Origin of the sequence: Mesorhizobium sp. AA22, assembly GCF_001672375.2 — a bacterium.
Taxonomy (GTDB): Bacteria; Pseudomonadota; Alphaproteobacteria; order Rhizobiales; family Rhizobiaceae; genus Mesorhizobium; species Mesorhizobium wenxiniae.
The window spans coordinates 3757480-3779987 of record NZ_CP048406.1; the positions used below are offsets into that span (position 1 = coordinate 3757480).

Consider the following 22508-nt stretch of genomic DNA (forward strand, 5'->3'; position numbering starts at 1 on the left):
CTCGCGGCTCAGGATCTGCTACGGCGATTGCAGGAATGCTGCCAGCACGTCGACGATCATCAGGTCCACCGGTCTTTGTTGAGGACGCGCGACAAGGGCCGGCATGCTCGTCACGAGACTGCCTTTCTTGTCCGCTCGAACATGGAAATGACATTGTTGTTCGATGGCCGCTCGCCGTTGCCCGTCACCCGGTCGAGGTCGCCACGCTTGCGAAGGCGGGCCGCATCCAGAAGCATGCTGCCGGCCCAGCGATAGACGTTATTGTCGCGGACCATCTCGCGCATGGGCCGCATACGCTCGCGCTGTTCCTCCGGCGTCATGGTCAGCGCCTGCAGCAGCGCTTCGCTCGTCATGGCCGTATCGTAGGGATTGACGATCAATGCCTCCAGAAGTTCGCGCGAAGCGCCGGCAAAGGTGCTGAGCAACAGCACGCCCTGTTCGTCGTCGCGCGCCGCGACGAATTCCTTGGCCACCAAGTTCATGCCGTCATGCAGGCTGGTGACCATACAAATGTCGGCCGCCCGATAGATCTCGTAGACCTGTTCCTGCGAGTGATGTTCGGCCACCATCAGGAGAGGACTGTAGTCGTTGGTGCCATAGCGCTGGTTTAGCTCTTCGGCATACCGAAGGCATTCGTCATGAAGTTGCTGGTAGGCCGGCAATGAGCCCCGGCTGGGCGCCGCGACCTGCAGGAAAACCACTTTGCCTACCCATTCGGGATATCGCGTGAACAATTCGTCCAAGGCATGGAAGCGATCGAGAATGCCTTTGGTGTAGTCGAGGCGCTCGACGCCGACGCACAGTTTGACGTTCGCAGGCAGCCCGAATCTGTCGCGGACACGGGCACGGCATTCCTCGACGGCCGGCAATCTTGCCAGCAGTTCGGCCGGCCATTCTATTGAAATGGGGTAAGCGTGGACCAGAGTCGTTTGCCCGCCATAGGAGATCGCCGCGTCCGCCCGTTCTATGCGGCTTTCCAGGAAGCGATCGACGCTTTCGGTGAAATTGTTGGCGTGGAACTGAGTATGGAAGCCGATGATGGAGCTGCCCAGCAAGCCTTCCAGGATCCGTTCACGCCATGGACAGATGCTGTACACTTCCGAATTGGGCCACGGGATATGCCAGAAAGTGATGACGATTGCCTCGGGCAGGCGCTCGCGGATCATGCGCGGCAAGAGCGCGAAGTGGTAGTCCTGGACCAGCACAATCGGCTGCTCGTTGCGCGCCTCGGCAACCACTGTATCGGCGAACTTCCGGTTGACGGCCTCATAGGCCTCCCAATCCGACGCGCGAAAAATCGGGCGGGTGAAGGCGATATGGCAAAGCGGCCACAGACCTTCATTGGCGAAGCCCAGATAATAGGCCTGGTATTCTTCCTCCGTCAGCCAGACCCTGCGCAGCGTGTAGGACGGATTGCCAGGCGGCACCTCAACCCGGTCGTTCTCGTCGACGGTGAGACGGTCCGCTGTTCCGCCGCCGTAGGCGATCCAGGTGCCGGCACAGGCTCGGGTGATCGGCTCGAGCGCCGAAACCAGCCCGCTGGCCGGTACCAAGAGTTCGACGCCATCATCGTTGACGTTGTGGATGTAGGGTTCGCGGTTGGATACCACGATCACCTGCGTCTCCGGCAGATCCTCGGCCAGGATCTTGCGCAAGGTGTCGGGCGACCATGTGATCAGCGCTGCATCGGCCGAGTGGCCGTTCTTTTCAAACTCCCGCAGCACTGTGCGAGCCGCTTCCGATATCACGTCCTCGCCTGCGGTGGATGCGGCCACTGGTATGTGGCGTCGGTGGGATATCGAGAACACCAGGGCAACAGCGGAAAGGCCAAGGCTTGCAATGATTAGAACCCAGAGTACCTCTATGCCATAGTCCGACATTGGAATAACGATTCTCAGGCCGATCAGTGGCCATGTTGGTGTGTTTTTCGAATTCGCAGCCGGCCAATCGTGACAAGCTGCCGTGCGTCGGAACGTTCAGACGGGCCATCGGTTCCGCTAATCGCAGCGCAGCGGTCGGTTCCGAAAAGCCAAACTAGGTCCGCACGATGAGCGGCACCAAGCCCTCATGCCGGTCGGCGAGAAAGGCGACGACCTTATCGCCGACACGCTGGAAGGTGAGATCCACCTTCCTGGTGCTAACGCCCAGATGCCTCAGCGTGAGCGTGTCGATACCAATCGGCAGCCTGGGACCGGTGACGTGGATTTGGCCGTCCCAGCCGTCGATCTCCAGGCCGAGGCAGGCCTGCATCAGCATGAAGGCAGACCCGGCCGACCAGGCCTGCGGCAGGCACGCGATGGGATAGGCGATCGGCGCTTCGCCCGGCGCGCGGGTAAAGCCGCAGAACAGTTCGGGCAACCGCATGTTGAAATGGACAGCCGATTCGAAGGTACTGCTCATCAGCCGGACCACCCTTCACGCTCTCGCCAAAGCGTGCCAGACCGGCGCCGCACATGGCGGTGTCATGCGGCCAGATCGAGCCATTGTGGTATGACATCGGGTTGAAGAACACAGCATCGTCGGCGAGCGTCCTCAGCCCCCAGCCCGAATGGAAGGAAGCCGAAAGCAGCTGGTCGGCGACCAGCTTCGCCCGCGTCGGCTCGAGGAGCCCGACATAGAGAAGATGCCCGACATTAGACGTCCGCACCTTGCAGGGCTCGCCGGCGCCATCAATCGCCAAGGCATAGAAGCCGAGATCGTCCAGCCAGAAATGGCGTTCCACAGCGGCACGCATGGCCTCGGCGCGGCTGTCCCAATGATCGGCCCTGTCACCTTCGCTGCGGCGGCGGGCGAGCGCCGCCAGCCCCCGGAAGGCGGCAAAGACATAGCCTTGCACCTCCACCAGAGCGATCGGTCCCTTTGGGATGCGGCCATCTGCATGGAAGACGGAATCAATGCTGTCCTTCCATCCCTGGTTGGAGAGGCCGGACTCGGCGGCACGCTGATAGGTTACGAAGCCGGTCGGCCGGCTCGCCTCCTCGGTCCACTCGGCCGCAGCGCAGAGCGACGGCCACAGGCTGTCGACGAACGCCATGTCGCCGGTACGGTCCGCATAGGCGCAGGCGAGATGGATGAAGAGCGGCGTCGTGTCGACACCGCCATAGTAGCGGCCGAAGGGGAGCTCCCGCAGCGCCGCCATTTCGCCTTTGCGGGTCTCGTGCATGATCTTACCCGGCTGAGAATCGCTGAACGGCGATGTCTCCGTAGCCTGGTGCTGGGCAAGGAAGGCCAGCACGCCTCGCGCCAAACCCGGGTTGAGCCACAGCATCTGCAACGCGGAGATCACGCCGTCACGGCCGAACGCCGTAGAAAACCAGGGGATACCCGCATATGGGTAGGGTCCGGTCGTAAGCTCCGTGGTCAGCAGCGCCACATCCGCGCGAGCGCGCTCGACCCAATCGTTGAAGACGCGGCCGGAACTGTGCACAGTGGCACCATGGCGGCGCTTGGCCCGCATGCCGAAGCGAGCGCGGGCCGCGGCGGCGCGGTAGCGATCGCGGTTCGGCGTTTTCGCCCCTCCGGGACCGACCTCGACATACAGCACCTTGCTGCTGCGCCTCGTCACGGCAATCAGGAAGTCCGCACGGTCGGCCGTCAGCTGGTCCGGCGCCTGCGAGAACGATATCGCCGACCTCCGCGCCAGCCCGTCCAGCCCGTCGTAGCGAAGCAGGACGGAGCTCGCATCCGTCTCGGCAGCATGGGCCATGCCGCGCTTCAGCCTTGTCGAGCCGCGCACTTCGAACATGTCGCGGAAATCGGCGGCAAAATGCAGCGAAACGCGGATAGTGGAGTGGTCCTGGCTGTAATTGGAAAGGGTAATGCGTTCAAATAACCGGTCCTGCCAAAGCAGCCTGACGCGTTCGATATGGATCGCGCCCTGCGGAATGTCCCGGCCGCGGGCGCTCTGCATCGGCAGATTGGTCAGGTTGGAGGTGAAGAGCACATTGTCCTGGCTGAGCGACGCACCGAGCAGCGATGTCTGCCGGCCGCCGACGGTCAGCCGGAATTCGGAAAGCACTCGGGTGTCGTCACGGAAGAAGCCGTCGCCGGCGCCGCGGATACCGCCGTAGGCGTCGGCCACGGCAAAGCAATCGCCTTGTTTGAGGGCGAACAGCCGATGCGGCTCTCGAGGTGCGGTGGCGTCCAGGCAAGTGCTACCGCGGGATCAAGCTTGCTCGTCGAGTTGGGCCATTCGCTACACATCCCTCTCGTTTCGCCCCCGAGGTAAAGCCGCTCACAACGCTCTTGCTTCGGCCGAGGCGCCGATCAGGCGCGCATAGGCGGAAACGTAGTCGCGGGTCATTCTTTCGGCGGAAAACCGCCTTTCGAAGACAGCTCGCACCTTCCGCCTGTCGAGCCGCAGCATGCCCGGCACCGAGGCGACTGCGCCCTCCATGGAATCCACGATAAAACCGGTCGCGCCTTGATCGACGATTTCCGGCATTGCGCCGGAGTTCCAGGCGATCACCGGCGTGCCGCAGGCCATCGCCTCTATGACGGCAAGACCGAACGGCTCTGGCCAGTCGATCGGGAATACGAGGCCGGCCGCCTTGCCGAGGAATTCCGCCTTCTTATCCTCCTCGATCTCGCCGACATAGTCGACACGGTCACCGTCGACCAGCGGCTCGACCATCTCCCGGAAATAGGCGCGGTCGTCGTCGCCGATCTTTGCCGCAAGCATCAGTTTCAGCCCCGAGCGCAGCGCGATCTCGATGGCACGATCCGGACGTTTATCGCGCGACATCCGGCCAAGGAAGGCGAGGTAGGGCTCCCCTGGGCTCGTCTCGAAAACCGGTTTGTAGAGTTCGGTCGGCAGCCCGTGGTGGATCGTCGTCAGCCAGTTGGCGTTGGCGAGCCCCGTGCTTTGGCTACGGGATACGGAGATCATCGGAAAGCGCGGAAAACGCTCATAGGCCGGCGCCAGATCGACATAGTCGAGCCTGCCATGCGGCGTCGTCACCGTCCGCTCGGGCATATGCTCGAAGAAGGAAAAATGCAGGAAATGGCTGAGGTGGAAGTGAATGATATCAAAATCATGAGCTCGTTTCCTAACCTCGGAAAGCATCGAAAGGTGCGCGGCTGTCTCGGATTTCAGCGGGCGTGGGTCAAGACGCAGCGCACGCTCGCGACACGGCACCAATTTTGCCGACGTTTGTGTATCGCCACTGGCGAACAAGGTTACGTCATGGCCAAGCTCGACCAATCCTTCGGTCAGATAGGAGACAATGCGCTCCGTACCTCCATAAAGCCGGGGCGGCACGGATTCATAGAGCGGCGCCACATGGGCTATTCTCATAGGCTGGCATTTCCCTCAAACATCATCGCTGAAGTCGAAATGCATCACCCCCCTGAACGTTCCGCAACGGCAAGAAGTCGGGCGATGATTGGCGATTCGCCAGCCGACCATTTACCAAGGCCGTGGGCGTTTTTTGCCGGGAACCAATTGGCTGGCCGTGAATTTAATTAGGTTCGATCGAACGCATCGCGATCGACGGGGAGGAAAAGATGAATCGCCTGCAGTTCTTTACGCCGGTGCGAATTTCGCGCGGGCAGGGAAAACCTGTCGAAGAAATCGACAGTGTCAGCGAAGCGATGACGTTTTTGCGCCACTGGCCGAAAGGGCGGCGCGGCCCGGTGTATCAATGCGCGCTGAACTGCTGCGCTGCGGCTCTGGCGGGCCAGATGTCTGCCGAGGAAGCAAGAAAGGCTTTCACGGGCTTTGCCCGGATCACCCGGCTGCTGGATGACGACATGTCGCTGCCGACAGGCAGCGAAAGGATGGACAGCCTATACACGGCGAGGCGATAGACGGTAGACTCTACTCGCGACGATCCGAGCAGTGCGTCCACGCCGCCAAAAGAGACGGGGCTTCAAGCTGCAGTTCGTGCACCTGTCTCTGTCGGCGGGCGCGGGCCTTCACGCGAGGTCGTTTTCCCGTTAGCTCGTTCAGGTCACAAAGAATGCAGTTGCCGTGAGCGACAGACCTGGAGAGAGAGTGGCGAATTGTGTTTGAACCGCGCCGCCGATCCCGTCGCTGTCGAAAGAGAGCGCTCCGGTTGAATTGTTGTAGAGGATACGGTCGGAACTGTCGTGCGCGGCCGCACCGGCAAAGAAAGCGGTGGATGTGAGCGCGCCTGAGCTCAGCCCGGCAAATATAGCGTTGTCGATGTGGATCTTGTCCTGGGACTTATTGAAGTCGGTAATCCTGTCGATATTGCCGGCCCCCAGAGCGGTATTGAAAACAAAGGCATCATTGCCGCCATTGCCGGTCAAGGTGTCGGCGCCGCGGCCGCCATTGATGACATTGGCGCCGGCATTGCCCTTAATGGTCTGGGCGAATTCGTTGCCGGTGAGGTTGATTGCCGTGGTGGCGGACGGATATCTGGCGGCCAGAAGTTCGACCGCCGAGCCGGCCGCAAGCGCGTAGCTCACCGTGGTGGCCACGGTATCGCGACCGCCGCCTGCGGCCTCGATCACCTTGTCGCCGGCATTGTCGATATAGTAGCCGTCGTTGCCCCCATAGCCGATCATCGTGTCGGCGCCGCCGAGACCATTGATGGCATTGGCGCCGGCGTTGCCCTGGATTGTCTGGGCGAACTCGTTGCCGTTGAGGTTGATTGCCGTCGTGCCCGACTGGCTGGTGGTGGCGAGAAGCTCGATCTGCGAGCCGGCCGAAAGAGCATGACTCAATGAGGCGAGCACCTTGTCGGTGCCGCCGCCCACCGCCTCGACGACCCTGTCGCCTGCATTGTCGACATAATAGGTGTCGTTGCCGCCGTAGCCGGTCATCGTATCGGCGCCAGCGAGGCCGTTGATGACATTGGCGCCGGCATTGCCCTGGATAGTCTGGGCAAACGTATTGCCGGAGAGGTTGATTGCCGTCGTGCCAGACGGATTCGTGGTAGCGAGAAGCTCGATTTCCGAGCCGGCCGCGAGCGCATAGTTCAGCGAGGTGAGCACCCTGTCGGTGCCGCCGCCGGCCGCCTCATTCACCTTGTCGCCGGCATTGTCGACGTAGTAGGTATCGTTGCCGCCGTAGCCGATCATCGTGTGGGCACCGGTTCCCTGAAGTACATCGGCTCCGCTGGTGCCATAGAGCGTATCGTCGGTTGGAGGTGGGGTCGTGGTGCTGGTGTTGTGTCGCAGGAAAAAGTCTTGCATCGCCGGAGTGTTCCCAAGCGAGGTTTCGCCGTTCTGAGAGGACCATTTATAAGCCATGTCAAAGGCAGGATTGGGTACCAGCCTTTCCCAGTGGTCCATCATGGTCTGCATCTGGGACGTCGTGGGCATGACATATGACCCGCCCGTATTGGTCGTCCAGCCGCCGCCGCCAAACGCCTGATAGACGGGAACGATCGCGCTCTGCGGGATGCCTGCTTCCAACGCCGCAGCCACAGCTCTATCAATGTAGTTGAAGTCCACCGCAGTCGTGCGCACCGGATAAGGATTTATTCCGTAGTAATCGATCCCTGTGTTGGCAGGATTGTAGGTATTGGAATAATTCGAATCTGTGTACGACCCCATGTCCATGAGGGTGATGAAAGTCTTGGCGCCTGGAAAATGGGAATGGATCCAGTCGGATTCCGCCTTCAGATTGGCAGCGCTCACTTGGGTATGATATCTGCCGGTGGGATCCGGCTCGTCAGTCAGAAAAAATCCAAAAACCTTCGGATTATTGAGGAGAGGCGTTACCTTGTCGATAAACGACTGGGTTACACCATTGCTCTCGCCGAGCCAGATCAGGGCTTTCGAGCCATCCGGCAACGCGTTGACCGATGACGCATATTGAAGATCAACCAGATTGAAGCCATAGGCCTTGGCCTGGGCAGCTGAGGCGCCCCAGGTGTAGTGCATCGTGGCCATGCGAATATCCCCTCGTGTGATTCTGTAGCGCTCCGATCCCTGCCTACGCGACGGTCCATATTAGCGCCAAATCAATTAGCGACACGCTGTTGATAGAATCGTTGATCTTGGATGGATCACCAATTTTCATGCGATTTGACTGCAGGGACTTGCGCGAAACTTGATGACGGCAATGTTGGATATATAGTCAGTCAGTTGGGATTGCCTGGTTTCCCGAACGCTTCTAGAGCCGCTCTCTCGTGTGAGGAAGGCGTCGATGAAGGCCGCACCGAACCGCAGGCGCTTGGTGTTCGGCTGATATTGTCGCCATGTCGTTTGTACGACTAAGGATCGTTGATTGCGCTCGCCCTCCGAAGGCAGAGGTCGCACGTTCGACTCCTGTCGGGTGCGCCAAGTGGCGCCGGTCCATTCTGGACACATAGGTTACGGTTTATACCGCTGCGAGTGGCTCTGGGCCAGATATCGGACGAGGAAGCAAGGAAGGCTTTTGTGGGCTTTCCCCGGATCACCCGCCTGCTGGATGACAATGTGGCAGGGCCGATAGATGGTGAAAAGATGGACAGCGTCTACACGCCGAGGCGATATGCTGTGCCGGAGTCGGGCGCGAGCGGTTATCTGGCGGTGAGCCGCGTCTCAAGAGTGGTACTCAACCCAAGCTTCCTGCGCCCCGCCATGACGCTATATCCATCTTCTAAATCGAATGCCGGCTTCGCCGAATGCTTGCACCATTCTGGCTTCGAGGGCGCGCTTCTCCCGTCTCGCGGGATTCCTCAGTTTAAGAGAGTGGAATTCCACGTAGGCGGCATATAGATCACGATGGGTTCCAGCCCTGATCAAATCATCAAGAATTTCGTATTCTGCCCCCTCGACGTCGAGCTTGAGAACGATCACGTCATACAGCGTACGCTTTGTCCGGATCATTTTTGAGAGTGAAAACGTTTCGACGAGGTCCGGCGCAAATCGCTGTGATTGATACAGGCTTTCGTTGTGGTCCAAGACTATCGAGCAACTTTGGTGGGTGGCTTCCGCTCGATCTGGAGGAGGCCCAAACAATTCAGCGTAGCCGTCTTTTACGCTCGCCGCCTTTGGGATAATCTCCATAGTCAAATTTTTCGCGCGCAATGCATTAAGCTGCGCAAGGCAATTCTTGTTTGGTTCGATCAAAACGTAATCGTATTTGTCGGGCGTATAGTATGTAGAAAAGAATCTAAGACCTTGACCTATGTTTGAACCGCAATCGATAAACAATCCGCGACTTCGATTTGCCAAATTGAGATGGGACAATGCCTGCTTTGCATCAGACGCAACGCGAGGACGAAGCCCTTGCCATCTGAGCGGCTCGATCAGCGATAGGGCAGACAATTGGAGGAGTCGACCAGGCCCTTCGGTTCGTAAAACCTCCAAGGATCGCTTGATCTTTCCCATGACCCCTCATTGCCAATCGCCCTGCCGGCCCAGTTGCGCCCTGGCATCCCCGGTTTTAAAACCCGCTTGCTGCTTTTGCCCGCGGAACTGACGCCCACCGGATGCTCTCCAAAGTCAAACACGCATCGCCTGCGGAGAGCCTCCCTTTGAAGGGCAGGTCCACTCATCTTCAATCCCTAGCCACTAAGGTATGAATTCTCATCCTACGAATGGATGACAGCGACAGGCGTTTCGCCGAAACAATGCGTTAGCGAACCTGGCGTGGTTCCTTCGGCCTGCTGCTGGTTCAGGGGACTGGCACTTGAGCTAACCTTACCATTCTGGAACTCAAACGGTCCGGGGTAGCCTGCTTCGCAGGACGTGGAGGAGAATCGACAATGCCGAAATGGGCTTAGAACGGTTCTGGGGACGGCCGGCGCCACGCAGGTGCCGCGACGATCCGCGCAAGAGCATCCACGCTCGCCAAAGGAGACAGGCTTCAAGGTGCAGTTATCCACCTGTCTCTGTTGGCGACCGCGCGGGCGCTCGCGCGATCTCTCTTCCCGCTAACTCGTTCAGGTCACAAAGAACGAGGCTGCCGTAAGCGACAGATCTGGAGAAAGAGTGGCGAACTGTGTTTGAGACGCGCCGCCTGTGCCGTCGCTGTCGTAGGAGAGCGCTCCAGTCGAACTGTTGTAGATGATGTGGTCGGAACTGTCATGCGCGGCATTACCCGCAAAGAAAGAGTCGGATGCGAGCTTGCCTAACTTAAGCTCGGCAAAAATCGCGTCGTCGAGGTGGATCTTGTCTTGGTTGAAGTCGACGACCTTGTCGACATTGCCGTTACCAAGGGCGCTATTGAAGACGAAAATGTCGTTGCCGCCGAAGCCGCTCAACTTATCGGCACCGCCGCCGCCGTTGATGACGTTGGCGCCGGCATTGCCCTGGATGGTTTGGGCCGACTCGTTGCCGGTCAGGTTGATTGCCGTGGTCCCGGCGTCCTTTGTGGTGCCAAGGACTTCAATCGACGAGCCGGCTGAGATCGCATAGCTAACAGAGGTCCACACCCTGTCTTGACCTTGGCCAGAGGACTCGACCACCTTGTCGCCGGCATTATCGACGTAGTAGTCATCGTTGCCGCCAAAACCGCTCAACTTGTCGGCACCGCCGCCGCCGTTGATGACGTTGGCGCCGGCATTGCCCTGGATGGTTTGGGCCGACTCGTTGCCGGTCAGGTTGATTGCCGTGGTGCCGGCATCCTTCGTGGTGCCAAGGACTTCAATCGATGAGCCGGCTGAGAGTGCATAGCTCACAGAGGTCCACACCCTGTCTTGACCTTGGCCAGAGGACTCGATCCCCTTGTCGCCGGCATTGTCGACATAGTATTCGTCGTTGCCGCCGTGGCCGATCATGGTGTCGGCACCGACGCCGCCGTTTAGAGTGTTGGCGCCGGCATTTCCCTCGATGGTCTGGGCGGGGCCGTCGGATGGGGGCGTGCCAGAATCGCTAACTGGAGGCGTATCAGAATCGCTAACTGGAGGCGTGTCAGAATCGCTGACTGGAGGCGTGTCAGAATCGCTAACTGGAGGCGTGGCAGGATCGCTAACTGGAGGCGTGGCAGGATCGCTAACTGGAGGTGTGGCCGGGGCGTCATCCTGAAGATTGTGCTCCCGGAAAACAGCCTGCAGTTCCGGCGAGCTCTCAAGTGCGACGTCGCCTTCCTGCGAACCCCAGGCATAGGCAAAGTCGAATTCGGGCGACGGAACCAGTTCGTCCCAGTGGTCCATCATCGTCTGCAGCTGATCCGCGGTCGGCATGACATATTTGCCGCCCGTGTTGGTCGTCCAATTGCCGCCGCCAAAGGTCTGATGGACCGGAACGATCTGGCTGACCGGGATGCCCGACTCCACCGCAGCAGCCACGGTTCTGTCGATCATGTCATAGTCGACCGTGTCTGTTCCGGTGCGCACCGGATAGGCACTTATTCCAAACAGATCGATATGCGTGTTGTCATAGTTGTAGGTGTTGGAAAAATCCGGGTCTGCGGCAGACCCCATGTCCATCGCGGTGATGAAGGTCTTGGCGTCTGGCATGCGAGCGTGGATCCAGTCGGATTCGGCTTTCAGATCCTCAGCGTCTACCTGGGTGTGGTATTTGCCGGTGGGATCCGGCTCGTCGACGAGAAAAAAACCCATACACCTTCGGATTGCCAAGGAAGGGGGTGACCTTGTCGATAAAGGACTGGGTCACGCCCTCGCCCTCGTTGAGCCAGACCATAGCCTTCATGCCATCCGGCAGCTCGTTGACCTGGTCGATGTATTGAACGTCGACCAGATTGAAACCGGCGCTAGCGACTTCTGTGGCGGACCCACCTGCTGCGAAATGAAGTGCCATTAATAATCCTTTTTTCTTAGCGCCCCGCGGTGCCTGCCTACTCGACGGCGTATATTAGCTTCAAATCACATACCCACACCCCTCTGATAGATTCGTTGATCACCAGCAGGATCGCCTCACGGAAGCAGAATCTTACTTAGGATCACCACGGTATTTCCAAGTAAAATTCTATTTTATTATCGTATACATAACCACGGCGTTCAGATATATTGTCCGTTTTTTCAAAATGGTCTTTTACATTGCTTATATTTGATCCGTCTTCGACAGTGATGTCCTGTCGAGGATTTTGCCTTTCAAAAAAATTATAAATGGCGCCGAAGCCGGTATTTCGCGAAGATGCCTTGGTGGTGCTGACCCGCTGAAGTGGCGCCACAGAAGTCGGATTTTAACTGCCGGCAACTAGAGTCCATGAATACAACGGCAGCCAGAATAGCTTTTCTGTACAATATACACTTACCTGCGGGCAAATCTGACTGCGTTAAGCTAGGTGCTGAGCCAAGCCATGTTCTCTGGCGTCGCAACCCAATTTTCTGTGGACACAGTGGGCAGGTGCTCGCTCATAACGATGTCATCCGCCAACGACATTGCCGATATCGGAGATGATCGAGCTAGGTTACCTGCTGGTCGCAGGCAGATTCTACCAGGGGCGGAGTGACTGAGATGCTGTTCAACCAGCGTACAGGGGCACCGGCCCACGATCGGGACGATGCTCAGGCTGGCAAAGTCACCGACCGACCCAAACTGAGGTGACAACGGACGGTTATCGGAAGCGCAGTCCTTGATTGCCCCGCCCGCCGGCGAATGTGCCCGCAGGATTTTTCCTCAAGTTCGACGTGCAAACGATCCCGCCACACCCCTCATTGCGCAGAAGGATATGCGCGTCGAGGAGGCCCGCCATACGGCCTCGGTAGCACACCCTGTGCAGGTCCTTGGCGTGGATTGCCTCGCCAAGTCGGAGACTTAGCTGCCTGATGCTCGCAAGGCCTTGATCCAAATGCGGTTTGCGTCATGCAAACAGACGAGGACAGTAGGCAAGCCTGCCCGTACCGTGACTTGGCATCCATACACGCAGAAGAAGCGAAACCAAGATCATGAAGGCAGAGTCAAAAGCCCGCCACTTCCCGCGATTCGGGGACGGCACATGGTCGGGAGAGGCAGGATGAATCCGCATCTCGTGTGTGTGGGAGGCGAGGATCACGCCTTAAGAATTCCGTTCCTGATGTCGCTTCGCGAAAGGGGTTTTCGGGTCACCGCAGTCTCGAGTGGCGGTGAAACCGCGTTTTCGCGGCATGGCATTCCGCATCACCGCTATGGTTTCGACCGATTTGCCAGCGGCGGCAGCGGCGAGTGGGGCGCCATTCGAACGATTCGAAAATTAATGTCGGAACTGCGACCGGATGTTGTCCAAAGTTTCGACACCAAACCGAACCTGCTGACGCCACTTGCGGTGCGCGGGAAGGCTCCAGTCATCCGCACGATCAATGGTCTGGGCTGGACATTCTCGTCGCAGGAGCCACGGGCTCTGGCCCTGCGTCCAATCTTTTGCGGACTGCAATGGCTTTCGTCCTTCTGGACGGCTGCGACGGTCTTCCAAAATCGGGACGATCAGGCTTTCTTCGAGCGCTATCGACTGATCCGACGCGGCAGCGGACGGCTGATCCGCAGTTCAGGAATCGACATCGATGCGTTCGCCATGGCAAGGCATCTTGCCCCGTCCGCGATGAAAATGCGCGAAGAGCTTGGGCTCCAATCCGCTGAAGTCGTGATTTTTGTCGGCCGGCTGACCCGCCAGAAGGGTATCCCGACACTCCTCAAAGCAGTCCCGCACATCCTGTCCAAAAGGCCCAATGCGCGTTTCGTGCTTGTCGGCCCATGGGAATCCGAAGGGCCATTTGCCGTCGACAGATCGGACATCGATCGATATGCCCCCCATGTCATCGCCTTAGGCCCACGACGCGATGTTCCAGCCCTTCTTGGCATCGCCGATCTGTTCGCCTTTCCAACACAATATCGGGAAGGGATTCCGCGCGTCCTGCTCGAGGCCGGACTGGCGGGATTGCCTATCGTCGCCTCAAGGATGCCTGGCTGCAATGACGTGGTTGAAGACGGATGGAACGGCTATCTCGTCCCACCGCACGATGCCGATGGCCTTGCGGCTCGAATAGTAGACATCCTGTCCGACCGCGATCACGGAAAGATCATGGGCGGTCGTTCCGTCGAAATCGTCCGGGAGCAGTTCGCGCTGCCGTGGGTAGTCGACCAATATTGCGATCTTTACAAAAACGTCCTTAGCGCCGAATCCAATGGCGGTCTTGCTCGACCGGCGCCATCGATCGTGCTGGAAGAGGATGCCGCAAGCCGCGGATTGAGTGGAGCGCGCCGATGATCCGGAACGCGTTGCTGGCCGGCGGTATTGCGATGGGCTATGCGGTGCAGCTCAGTGTTCCCGGTCTGCCCTTCGGATATACCGAATTGTTGCTAGCGCTCTGGATCATGCTGTCGATCGGGCGAGTAGTCATCGGTGGTCGGTTGGAGGCCACGCCGGCCCTATTCCGTCTCGCGACCTTCTGGCTGATCATGACGTTCACCCTGGCGGTCGGTGCGATTGTCGGCTTGCTGACCACGGCGGTCCTGGACCTCTCGGCGCCGATTCACGACATAATGGCCTACATGCTGTTGGCCAGCGTCACCTGTCTGGCCGCCGCGGAGCCCGACGCCGATCGCCAACTGCGCCGCACTGCCTGGTGGGCGATCGGGATAGTGAGTGCATGCTTTGTCTTTCAGCTGGCGCTTGGGTGGGGTTGGATCCACCAGCCCGGCGTCAATCCCTGGTTCTGGGATCGCTTCACCGGCTGGTCCGAGAATCCGAACCAAATTGCTATTTATTGCGCAATCTTTGGTCCGCTGGCTTTGCATCTTGCTACGACCACAAGCAGTCCATGGGGGAGGGTGATCGGGTTCAGCAGCCTTGTTCTGACCGTCTATGTCGGTAGGCTGACAAAAAGTGATGCCTATCTTCTTACAGGCGTCCTGACCTGCCTGATATTTCTAGGACTGCGGGTTCGGACATGGCTCACGACCGGTGACAAGGGCAGCGTTTCCCGGCAAGTCGCCGTCCTCCTGATGGTCGGCTTCCTCCCTCTGGCGATGTCGATGACGCCCTACGTTCTCAGGGACATAAGCAGCATTGAAAATTTCGCCAAGAGCCTCAGCAAGGGGAGGGGCGGCGAGGATACCGCCGAAACCGCTACACTTCGCGTCAGGCTCTGGGGTAATGCAGTCTACAAGGGCGTGACGTCAGCGTCTCTTGGCCTTGGTCCTGGCCCGCATGTGGACCGCCCCTCGGTCGAATATCGGCAGTTTCTGCCCGAACCTTTCGAGGCTCACAACACGATCCTCGATCTGTACACGCAAGGTGGTCTGATCGCGGTCCTGGCCCTGCTTTGGATCGTCGGCTCGGCGGCCATGTCAGCATGGCGTGCGAAGCTCGATGCCCTTTTTGCGCTGGTGGTGGCGATCATGATTTACGGGTTTCCGCACCTGATCATCCGCCACCCGATCGTTTGGTTTGCGCTGACCCTCTGCCTTGTTGCCGGAACGCCGCGAGCAGTGTGGACTACTTCTAGTGAAACTTCCAGGGACTTGGGGTGACGGGATGTGTGGGGTTGCCGGAATCCTTCTTGCACCCGATGCGGCCAGTGCAAAGCCGCTGAGGGCAATAGCGCAAATGACGAAAGTTCTTCGTCACCGTGGGCCTGATGGCGACGGCTTCTGGACAGATCGTGAAGCCGGCGTTGCCTTCGGCCACAGGCGTTTGGCCATCGTCGACTTGTCAGAGGCGGGACACCAGCCGATGCATTCGGCGACTGGCCGATATATCATCACCTTTAACGGCGAAATATACAATTTCCAGGATCTGCGCCGCGAACTTGAAGGCGCGGGCCATTGTTTCCGCGGCACCAGCGATACCGAAGTCATGCTGTGCGCGATCGAGAATTGGGGACTTGACACCGCACTCAAGCGCTTTGCCGGCATGTTCGCGTTCGGATTGTGGGACCGGAGGACGAGGACCCTTCATCTCGCCCGCGACCGAATGGGCAAAAAACCGCTCTACGTTGCTTCAACACGCGTCGCACTGGTTTTTGCCTCCGAGTTAAAGGCAATCAACCGTTTTCCAGATTTCCGTCAGGAGATCGATCTCGATGCGGCGGCGGCGATGCTGTCGAGGGGATGGGTACCGGACAACAGGTGCATCTGGCAAGGCGTCTTCAAGCTGCCACCCGGCTCGGTTCTGTCCCTGACGGCCGCAGATTTCGCCCACGCACGCAGTGCCGGGTCCCTTTCGAACCGCATCCGACAATGGTGGTCGCTGGCCCGGGTTGCCGAGAAAGGTCGGCAGGAACCAATCGCCGGCACCGATCAAGAACTGACAAATGAACTCGACAAGCTGCTGAGACTTGCCGTTCGGCAACGCATGGTCGCCGATGTGCCGCTGGGCGGCTTTCTATCTGGCGGCGTCGACAGCTCCGCTGTTGTAGCCCTGATGCAGGCTCAATCCTCAAAACCGGTGCGCACGTTCACGATCGCATTTGGAGAAGGCGGGTTTGATGAGGCACCCCACGCCGCTGAGGTCGCCCGGCATCTGGGCACCGACCATACCGAACTTCACCTTTCGCCCGCCTCCGCGCGCGATATCATCTCAGAACTGCCGCAGACCTGGGACGAGCCGTTTGCAGACGAATCGCAGATACCAACTCTGCTCGTGGCGCGGCTGGCTCGCCAGCACGTTACGGTGGCTCTGTCGGGCGACGGTGGCGACGAATGCTTCGCCGGTTACGCTCGCCACCTCATGGCAGCCCGAGCAAAACGACAGCATGAGCTGCCGTTGCCGCTGCGTCAGACGCTTGCGACAGCTGTTGGGTTGCTGGCCCGTGCAGCCCGTCACGAACTCGTCAGCAAGCTGCCGCTTTCAGCGCATGCGCGGCATGCGCTGCGCAGCGACCGGCTGGATCGCCTGGCTCGGCTGCTCGCCGCGGCAGATGAGGATGAGCTGTATGAGCGGCTTAGGGGATCATCGACCGAGAACCTCACCCATCACAGGCCGCCCATATCGATCAATGGTGCGCCGCAGCTGGATGGTCTTCTGTCACGTCTCCTCTACGAGGACATGGTCGGCTATCTGCCTGGCGACATACTGGTGAAGCTGGACCGCGCCAGCATGGCTAACAGCCTTGAGGGCCGATGCCCGCTTCTCGATCATCGGGTTGTCGAGTTCGCCTGGCGGCTGCCGGCGGACGTAATGGTTCGCCGCGGCAGGGGCAAGTGGATACTTCGTCAGTTGCTGCATCGCTATGTTCCGGAGCGGCTGATCGACCGGCCAAAACATGGCTTCGACGTCCCTATAGCAGTCTGGCTCAGAGGGCCGCTGCGTATCTGGGCCAGCGATCTGCTCGCCGATATGCGCCTGTCCGGGGACGGGATCTTCGACTTTGCAAAGGTGCAGACGTGCTGGCGAGATCACTTGGATGGAAGGCAGGATCATTCTCGTGATTTGTGGGCGGCGTTGATGTTCCAGGCCTGGCGCAACGAGGCCCGTCGGCCACCGGCGCCCGCAACGGACCTGTATCGTGTACCCGAACCGGCAGGAGTATAAAATGGAAGGTTCCATAATCAGCCGCAAGCAACTTCCGCGCGCCACTGAGATGCACGTAACCGCGCACGAGACCAAGCCGCGCATGAGGCGGCCGCTGCGCGAGCAGATGGACGCGCAGAGCTCCATCCATCAACTCCTCATCACCATCGCGAGGAGAAAACGGTTCCTGCTCGCCATGGTGGTTCTGGGCGGTGTTTTGGCCGGGCTTGCGGGTTTTGCTGTCCCTGTCCGGTTCGAGGCGAGTACGCAAGTTATTCTCGATGCTCCAAGCAGGAATGGGCCCGCCGGCGCGGTACCTGCTCCGGAGATGCTGGATGCCAGCATTGACGACAATATAACCATGCTCTTGTCGCAAGGAAATCTGCGTCGCGTGATGGCAGAGCTGCGCAAGACGGAGTTCGGCGGCACCGCCGAACAAGCTGATGCCGGAACTGGAAGTTCTCGTCCCGACGCTGCTCGCGGCGGCCGGCCGATTTTGCGCTCATTTGCAGACGGCCTGCTGGCCGGAATTTGGCCGCAGGGCAAGCCGGAAGCTGCGGATGCGGCTGAACTAAAGGCGTTGCGAAAGGGCATGAGGGTTGGACAGGAACTGCGATCGAGAGTCATCAGCATAGGCTTTACCGATCCTGATCCGGCGCGAGCCGCTATGGTGGCTAATACGTTCGCCCGATTGTATATCGACGATCTCGCGAAGAGACGCCAGGCAGCGGATAGACTGGAACTCACCTCGATAGTCGCGGCTCTGCCGGGCGTACAACGCGATCTGGCAGCAGCGACCGATCGTCTGGAAAAGTATCGGCTGAGCCATGGTGCAGTCGACCAAGGTGCTGCGGACAACGCCGCCAAGGAGACAGCTGAACTCAGCCAGCAGATTTCCTTGTCGAAAGCGGATCTCTCCGCCACGGAATCTCGCCTTCAACATATTCAGGAGCTGCGAAAGGAGGGGGCATCGGTCGCCTCGCTGGCTCAAGCTATCCGATCACCGGCGCTGGCCGACCTGGCGGCTCGCCAGGCCAATGACACGGCAGATAAAAATTTGAGCGATGCGATCAACCGCGAGATCGAACAAGAAACCGCTCGTCTCGCTGCCGAGGCCAGCATCTACCGGGCCCAGATTGCAGCTCTGGAAAGTCGCAAGAATGTGCTCGACGCGGTTGTGGCCGATACGGCCGGCCGGCTGTCCGGGCTGCGTGCACTCGAGCCGCAGGTCAGTATCTTGACGGAACGATACAACCAGCTTCTGACCCAACAACAGGACTTGATACGGCGCATCGCAACTCCCTCGGCCGGAGTGTCGGTCCTTTCGGCGGCATGGCCGCCGACGGTTCCTAAGACCCTGTCGCCGATTTTCCTTATTCCACCTGGTATGGTTGTGTTTGGGCTTCTTGGCGGGGTCTTCGTTGTCGTTCGCAACCGCCTCGATCAGACTTTGCGGGGCGAGGCCGAAGCTGAGGCAGCGCTCGGGGTTCCGTGCTTGGGGCTGATACCACAAGCGGCCACAATGCACGCCAAACGGCTGAAGCAGCTGGTTTTAGGCCAGCAGAGGTCCAGATACAGCCGCGCCGTGACATCCCTGCTTGTCACCGCAGCACCCAAGCAAGCGAGGGATCGCTCGTCGCACATCATTCTCGTAACGTCCAGCGTCCAGGATGATGGCAAGACCGAGCTTGCATGGAGCCTGGCCTTGGCAGCCACCCGACTGGGGGGCCGAGTGCTTTTCCTCGATCTTGACCGCACGGGCGCCCGCCTCACGAACGAATTCCTGGATGAATTCACGGCGCTCAAGCCACACAACTTTTTCGGGGACTATGTGAGTGAACGCTGTGCCTTGCACGATGCAATCGCGGGAATGCCTGAAATCGGAATCGACTTTATGGCTCTCGCACCGTCGGAAGATCTGCTGGCGTCGCTGTCCACGGTTGACAGTTCCCTGTTCACGGATGAGCTGCACTCGATCTACACTGTCGTCATCATAAATGGACCGCTGGGACTTGGAGGACCGGAGGCCGGGCTTCTGACGGGCTGGGCTGATGCGGTTCTTTTCGCGGTTCGCTGGGGCAGGACGCGACGCAGTATCGCACGCGGTGTTTTGGAAACGCTTGCGAGCGATGCGTCAGTTTCGGTCCCTGTGGGGAGCGTCCTCACGCAGGTTAATCTCAAGAAACACGCCGGTTACCAGTTCGGGGACAGCGCTGATCTTTTGCTCGAGGAAACATCATGAGCGTCACAAGCGGACTTCGAAGCAACGATGGTCGCGGAAATCGCGCAGGTATCGCCACGAACGGATTGGACCCATGATCATTGAACTCTTCGGACCGCCTGGATCCGGCAAGAGAACCTTTGCTCACGCCCTTGCCCGGCGACTGCGGGAGGAAGGGTACCACGCCAAGGTTGCCCCCAGTCACCGCCCTCGCGAGAGGGGATCGAGTGTCGATCTTGGAATCTTTCTGGCTATTTTCAGGATCGTGTCGGCAATATTTTCAACATTAAAAATCCTGCTTTCGCCGAGAGGCAGGATCAAGGATCTTTCAACGTCGCTTTCCATGATAAGAGTGATGCCGCCAAAAAAAAGGATATGGCGGGCCCGGCTCTGGCAGCACATATTGAAGCTTTCGCGCCGCTGGGATGAGGCGAAGCAATCCAGAGAAGTAGTCATATTCGATCAGGGCTACGTCCAGGCGATTGCCTCGCTGGCAATGTTCAATGGATCCGCAGACAGGGTCGCGCTGGCAAAGGCGCTCAGCCTGGCGCCAGCAGCTGATTTCACACTCAGAGTTGTTGCGCCACGCGCGATCGTTGAGACGCGCTTGCAGCAACGGATGGAGCATGAAGCGCCTGCGGAGCGAATTTTCGAAGCAGATTTTGACACAAACATGCGCACGTTTGGGATATTTCAAAGCATAAATGATATTCTCGTCGGGGCCGACCGAAAAATCATTCCGATCCAAACTCTAAACGATCAGTCCTCGTTAGAAGGCATTCAGTGTGTCGAGCGGAGGATAATCTCGAAAATTTTGCAAGCGGGAGGTCGACCTGCGGCCAAAGGCAGCCAAGGCCATAAGATACTCGAGGTTGACCAAAGCGACGTCGACGATTGTGATGTGAAGGCCGCACGAACTTCTGCGGCCTCTCTTGCTGCGGCGGATGTAATTTTGTCCCACCAGGAAGACATGGGTCGGACTCTCGGCTACGCTAGCATCTTCGCCCTTTTGATCTATATCGGTGGCGCGGGGTTGACCAGCTTGGCGCAGTTGTTGATTGCCCGCCTCGTCGGTTCCACCAGCTATGGCATCTATTCCTATGTCCTGGCCTGGACCACCCTGCTTGGCTATCTTGCAATGCTTGGTTTCAATGTCTCCCTACTGCGCTTCGTGTCCGCCTACCGGGCAGAGGGGCGACTTGACCTGGCACACGGTGTCGTCAGGTTTGCTCTGCAAAGATCGCTGGCGGCGGCGACACTGTTCGGCATGATCGGCGCCGCTCTGATCTTTTTCTTTTCAGATCCTTCTCACAAGGAACTTGAAATCAGCCAACTCCTTGGCATGGCAGCCGTGCCTTTGTTCACCGCCTCGGCCTTGGGTGCAGCACTTGTTCGTGCCTTCGGCGGTGGTGTCTCAGCCCTTTTGCCAGAACGCATCGTACGCGACGGCCTGTTGGTGATGTTGCTGGGAGTCGCGGCCCTTTCCGGATCATGGACCCTCGACGCCCCCCTGGTGATGCAAGCGGTGCTGGCAAGTTCGGGCATCACAGTCGGACTGGTGTTCATCATGGCGACAAGGTTTCAGCCGCCTGGCTTGCGGCACACTCAACCCAGCGACGCGTCCCAAGAGTGGTGGGCGGCGGTTCCACCAATCATGCTCATGGCCGGGCTCGATGTTTTCATCGGTCGGGCAGGGGTTATGGTGCTGGGCTGGTCAGGTCATATTCGAGACGCAGGAATCTTCGCCTTGGGACTGAATGTCGCGTTGCTTGTGAGTCTTGCCCTCGTCGCCGTCGGCGTGATGTTTTCGCCAGCAGCGGCTGCCCTTCATACCCGAGGCGATCGGAAGGGCCTGCAGCAGTTATTTTCGCGAGCCGCCATACTTTCCTCTGCCGGCGCCATAGCGATGGCCCTCCCGCTGGTTGTGATTGTTAAACCTCTCATGAGCTGGTTCGGTGAGGATTTCAGCACAGGAGCACCCATCGCGCGGGTACTGATGCTCGGATATGTCTTTGTCGCGCTATGCGGACCCCAGCTGAATCTCTTGACCATGACCGGAAACGAATGGGCAGCAGCAGCAGCCATGATCGTTGGCGCAATCGCCGGCATCATAGGCTGTGCGGCAGGAATCGAGCTTTACGGTCCGCTGGGTGCTGCAGTGGGCCTGACGCTTGCATTGGCCGTTTGGAACCTGGCGATGGCGATCTATATCAGAAAACGACTGAAGATCATGCCTGCGCTGATTTTTGCGCTAACGTCGTTCAGAACAGGCGCAGGCGACAGCCGGCACCGGTATCGGTTCTTGCGCTGACCTGAGGTTGTCGGAGCTGGATTCCAAATTCGCTCCATTGGGCCGCGCCAACACTGGGCCGCTCCAAAATTGATTTTGCGGATATCAGATCACACTGACGCCGCCGCCCGACAGGTGCGCGGCCGACACATCCGGCTCTCAGACCCGCATGAACGCTTGTGCTGGCTGCAGCATCCGTCCCATGAAAGTGTCGACCATTGCGCTCCGTTCTCGAGCGCTGTCGCAGGTGCGGAGCCGACAGCATTGTGAAGGTCGCTGACGCCGGCGCGAGTGCCCAGAACGTCGCCGGGGCGGCAAAGGTACATCGCTGCCAGCCGTCTCGACGATTTAAACAGCCAGCTTGATCTCTTCTGGCCGGTTATTGCCGATATTGCAGCCGCGATGCGGCGCAATGGTTGCTCGGAAAACGGTATAGTCGGGCTCGACGAGGCGTAAACGAGGTGATCAATGCCGAAGTGCCGGCAGCCCTCAAGCACATTGAGAAACGCCACGATGTACGACTGCACATAGGCTGCGGCTCAGGGACGGAGTAACGCACGCCGGCCCTGAGCGGTGAGATGCACGGCTGAAAGTCTGACAACAGCAGCTGAAGGCGCCGAGTCCGCCAGATCCATTCGCAGCGGGGTGAACCCCGGCTCGGCACAGAGGCGTGCAAAACCCGCTTCGTTAGAGTTGGATCATAA

At 59.2% G+C, this 22508-nt stretch carries 12 protein-coding genes and 1 pseudogene; 6 read left to right on the forward strand and 7 right to left on the reverse strand.

Going from position 1 to position 22508, the window contains the following annotated elements; genetic code table 11:
* Positions 1–110: 110 nt before the first annotated feature.
* The 3 genes and pseudogenes from A9K68_RS18135 to A9K68_RS18145 all read right to left on the reverse strand — a co-directional run bounded on the left by A9K68_RS18135 (position 111) and on the right by A9K68_RS18145 (position 5296).
* Positions 111–1880, reverse strand: a complete 1770-nt coding sequence (locus tag A9K68_RS18135; RefSeq protein ID WP_065009601.1) for a trehalose-6-phosphate synthase — start codon at positions 1878–1880, stop codon at positions 111–113.
* A 154-nt stretch (positions 1881–2034) separates the two neighbouring features.
* Positions 2035–4147, reverse strand: a pseudogene (locus A9K68_RS18140) (amylo-alpha-1,6-glucosidase).
* 87 nt (positions 4148–4234) lie between these two features.
* Positions 4235–5296 (reverse strand): glycosyltransferase family 4 protein, encoded by a 1062-nt coding sequence (locus A9K68_RS18145; protein ID WP_065009602.1) that lies wholly within the window; start codon positions 5294–5296, stop codon positions 4235–4237.
* A 209-nt stretch (positions 5297–5505) separates the two neighbouring features.
* On the opposite strand from A9K68_RS18145, the gene A9K68_RS18150 reads away from it, so the two are divergent.
* Positions 5506–5808 carry a DUF982 domain-containing protein gene (locus A9K68_RS18150; protein ID WP_065009603.1) on the forward strand — a complete coding sequence of 101 codons (303 nt, stop codon included), beginning with the start codon at positions 5506–5508 and terminating at the stop codon, positions 5806–5808.
* A 138-nt stretch (positions 5809–5946) separates the two neighbouring features.
* Here A9K68_RS18150 and A9K68_RS18155 read toward each other — a convergent pair whose 3' ends face one another.
* The 4 genes from A9K68_RS18155 to A9K68_RS31770 all read right to left on the reverse strand — a co-directional run bounded on the left by A9K68_RS18155 (position 5947) and on the right by A9K68_RS31770 (position 11661).
* Positions 5947–7764, reverse strand: coding sequence for a calcium-binding protein (locus tag A9K68_RS18155; protein ID WP_246811178.1), 1818 nt, complete (start codon positions 7762–7764; stop codon positions 5947–5949).
* A gap of 777 nt (positions 7765–8541) precedes the next feature.
* Positions 8542–9288, reverse strand: a complete 747-nt coding sequence (locus A9K68_RS18160; RefSeq protein ID WP_065009604.1) for an FkbM family methyltransferase — start codon at positions 9286–9288, stop codon at positions 8542–8544.
* Positions 9289–9842: 554 nt separating this feature from the next.
* Complete coding sequence (locus A9K68_RS18165; RefSeq protein ID WP_246811179.1) at positions 9843–11360, reverse strand: calcium-binding protein; 1518 nt, start codon at positions 11358–11360, stop codon at positions 9843–9845.
* Between the two features lie 37 nt (positions 11361–11397).
* Positions 11398–11661: a hypothetical protein gene (locus A9K68_RS31770; protein WP_246811180.1), complete on the reverse strand. Its 264-nt coding sequence runs from the start codon at positions 11659–11661 to the stop codon at positions 11398–11400.
* A gap of 1159 nt (positions 11662–12820) precedes the next feature.
* Between A9K68_RS31770 and A9K68_RS18170 the strand changes: the two genes are divergently transcribed.
* From A9K68_RS18170 to A9K68_RS18190, 5 genes are all read left to right on the forward strand, one after another.
* Positions 12821–14047 carry a glycosyltransferase family 4 protein gene (locus A9K68_RS18170; RefSeq protein WP_065009416.1) on the forward strand — a complete coding sequence of 409 codons (1227 nt, stop codon included), beginning with the start codon at positions 12821–12823 and terminating at the stop codon, positions 14045–14047.
* The gene (locus A9K68_RS18175; protein ID WP_065009415.1) at positions 14044–15312 is read left to right on the forward strand and encodes a polymerase; all 1269 of its coding nucleotides are present in this window, start codon (positions 14044–14046) and stop codon (positions 15310–15312) included. Before A9K68_RS18170 ends, A9K68_RS18175 begins: the two co-directional genes overlap by 4 nt.
* Before the next feature lie 4 nt (positions 15313–15316).
* A complete protein-coding gene (gene asnB / locus A9K68_RS18180; protein WP_065009414.1) occupies positions 15317–17314 on the forward strand; it encodes an asparagine synthase (glutamine-hydrolyzing) in 1998 nt (665 codons plus the stop codon).
* Between the two features lies 1 nt (position 17315).
* A complete protein-coding gene (locus A9K68_RS18185) occupies positions 17316–19535 on the forward strand; it encodes an exopolysaccharide transport family protein (protein ID WP_065009413.1) in 2220 nt (739 codons plus the stop codon).
* 73 nt (positions 19536–19608) lie between these two features.
* Complete coding sequence (locus A9K68_RS18190; protein WP_082982498.1) at positions 19609–21825, forward strand: oligosaccharide flippase family protein; 2217 nt, start codon at positions 19609–19611, stop codon at positions 21823–21825.
* The last annotated feature ends 683 nt before the right edge of the window (positions 21826–22508 follow it).

Excerpts from the sequence above, each read along its gene's own strand:
- A9K68_RS18135 (WP_065009601.1), bottom strand. The coding sequence starts at position 1,880 with ATGTCGGACTATGGCATAGAGGTACTCTGGGTTCTAATCATTGCAAGC.
- A9K68_RS18145 (WP_065009602.1), bottom strand. The coding sequence starts at position 5,296 with ATGAGAATAGCCCATGTGGCGCCGCTCTATGAATCCGTGCCGCCCCGG.
- A9K68_RS18150 (WP_065009603.1), top strand. The coding sequence starts at position 5,506 with ATGAATCGCCTGCAGTTCTTTACGCCGGTGCGAATTTCGCGCGGGCAG.
- A9K68_RS18160 (WP_065009604.1), bottom strand. The coding sequence starts at position 9,288 with ATGGGAAAGATCAAGCGATCCTTGGAGGTTTTACGAACCGAAGGGCCT.
- A9K68_RS18165 (WP_246811179.1), bottom strand. The coding sequence starts at position 11,360 with ATGCCAGACGCCAAGACCTTCATCACCGCGATGGACATGGGGTCTGCC.
- A9K68_RS31770 (WP_246811180.1), bottom strand. The coding sequence starts at position 11,661 with ATGGCACTTCATTTCGCAGCAGGTGGGTCCGCCACAGAAGTCGCTAGC.
- A9K68_RS18170 (WP_065009416.1), top strand. The coding sequence starts at position 12,821 with ATGAATCCGCATCTCGTGTGTGTGGGAGGCGAGGATCACGCCTTAAGA.
- A9K68_RS18175 (WP_065009415.1), top strand. The coding sequence starts at position 14,044 with ATGATCCGGAACGCGTTGCTGGCCGGCGGTATTGCGATGGGCTATGCG.
- asnB (WP_065009414.1), top strand. The coding sequence starts at position 15,317 with ATGTGTGGGGTTGCCGGAATCCTTCTTGCACCCGATGCGGCCAGTGCA.
- A9K68_RS18185 (WP_065009413.1), top strand. The coding sequence starts at position 17,316 with ATGGAAGGTTCCATAATCAGCCGCAAGCAACTTCCGCGCGCCACTGAG.
- A9K68_RS18190 (WP_082982498.1), top strand. The coding sequence starts at position 19,609 with ATGATCATTGAACTCTTCGGACCGCCTGGATCCGGCAAGAGAACCTTT.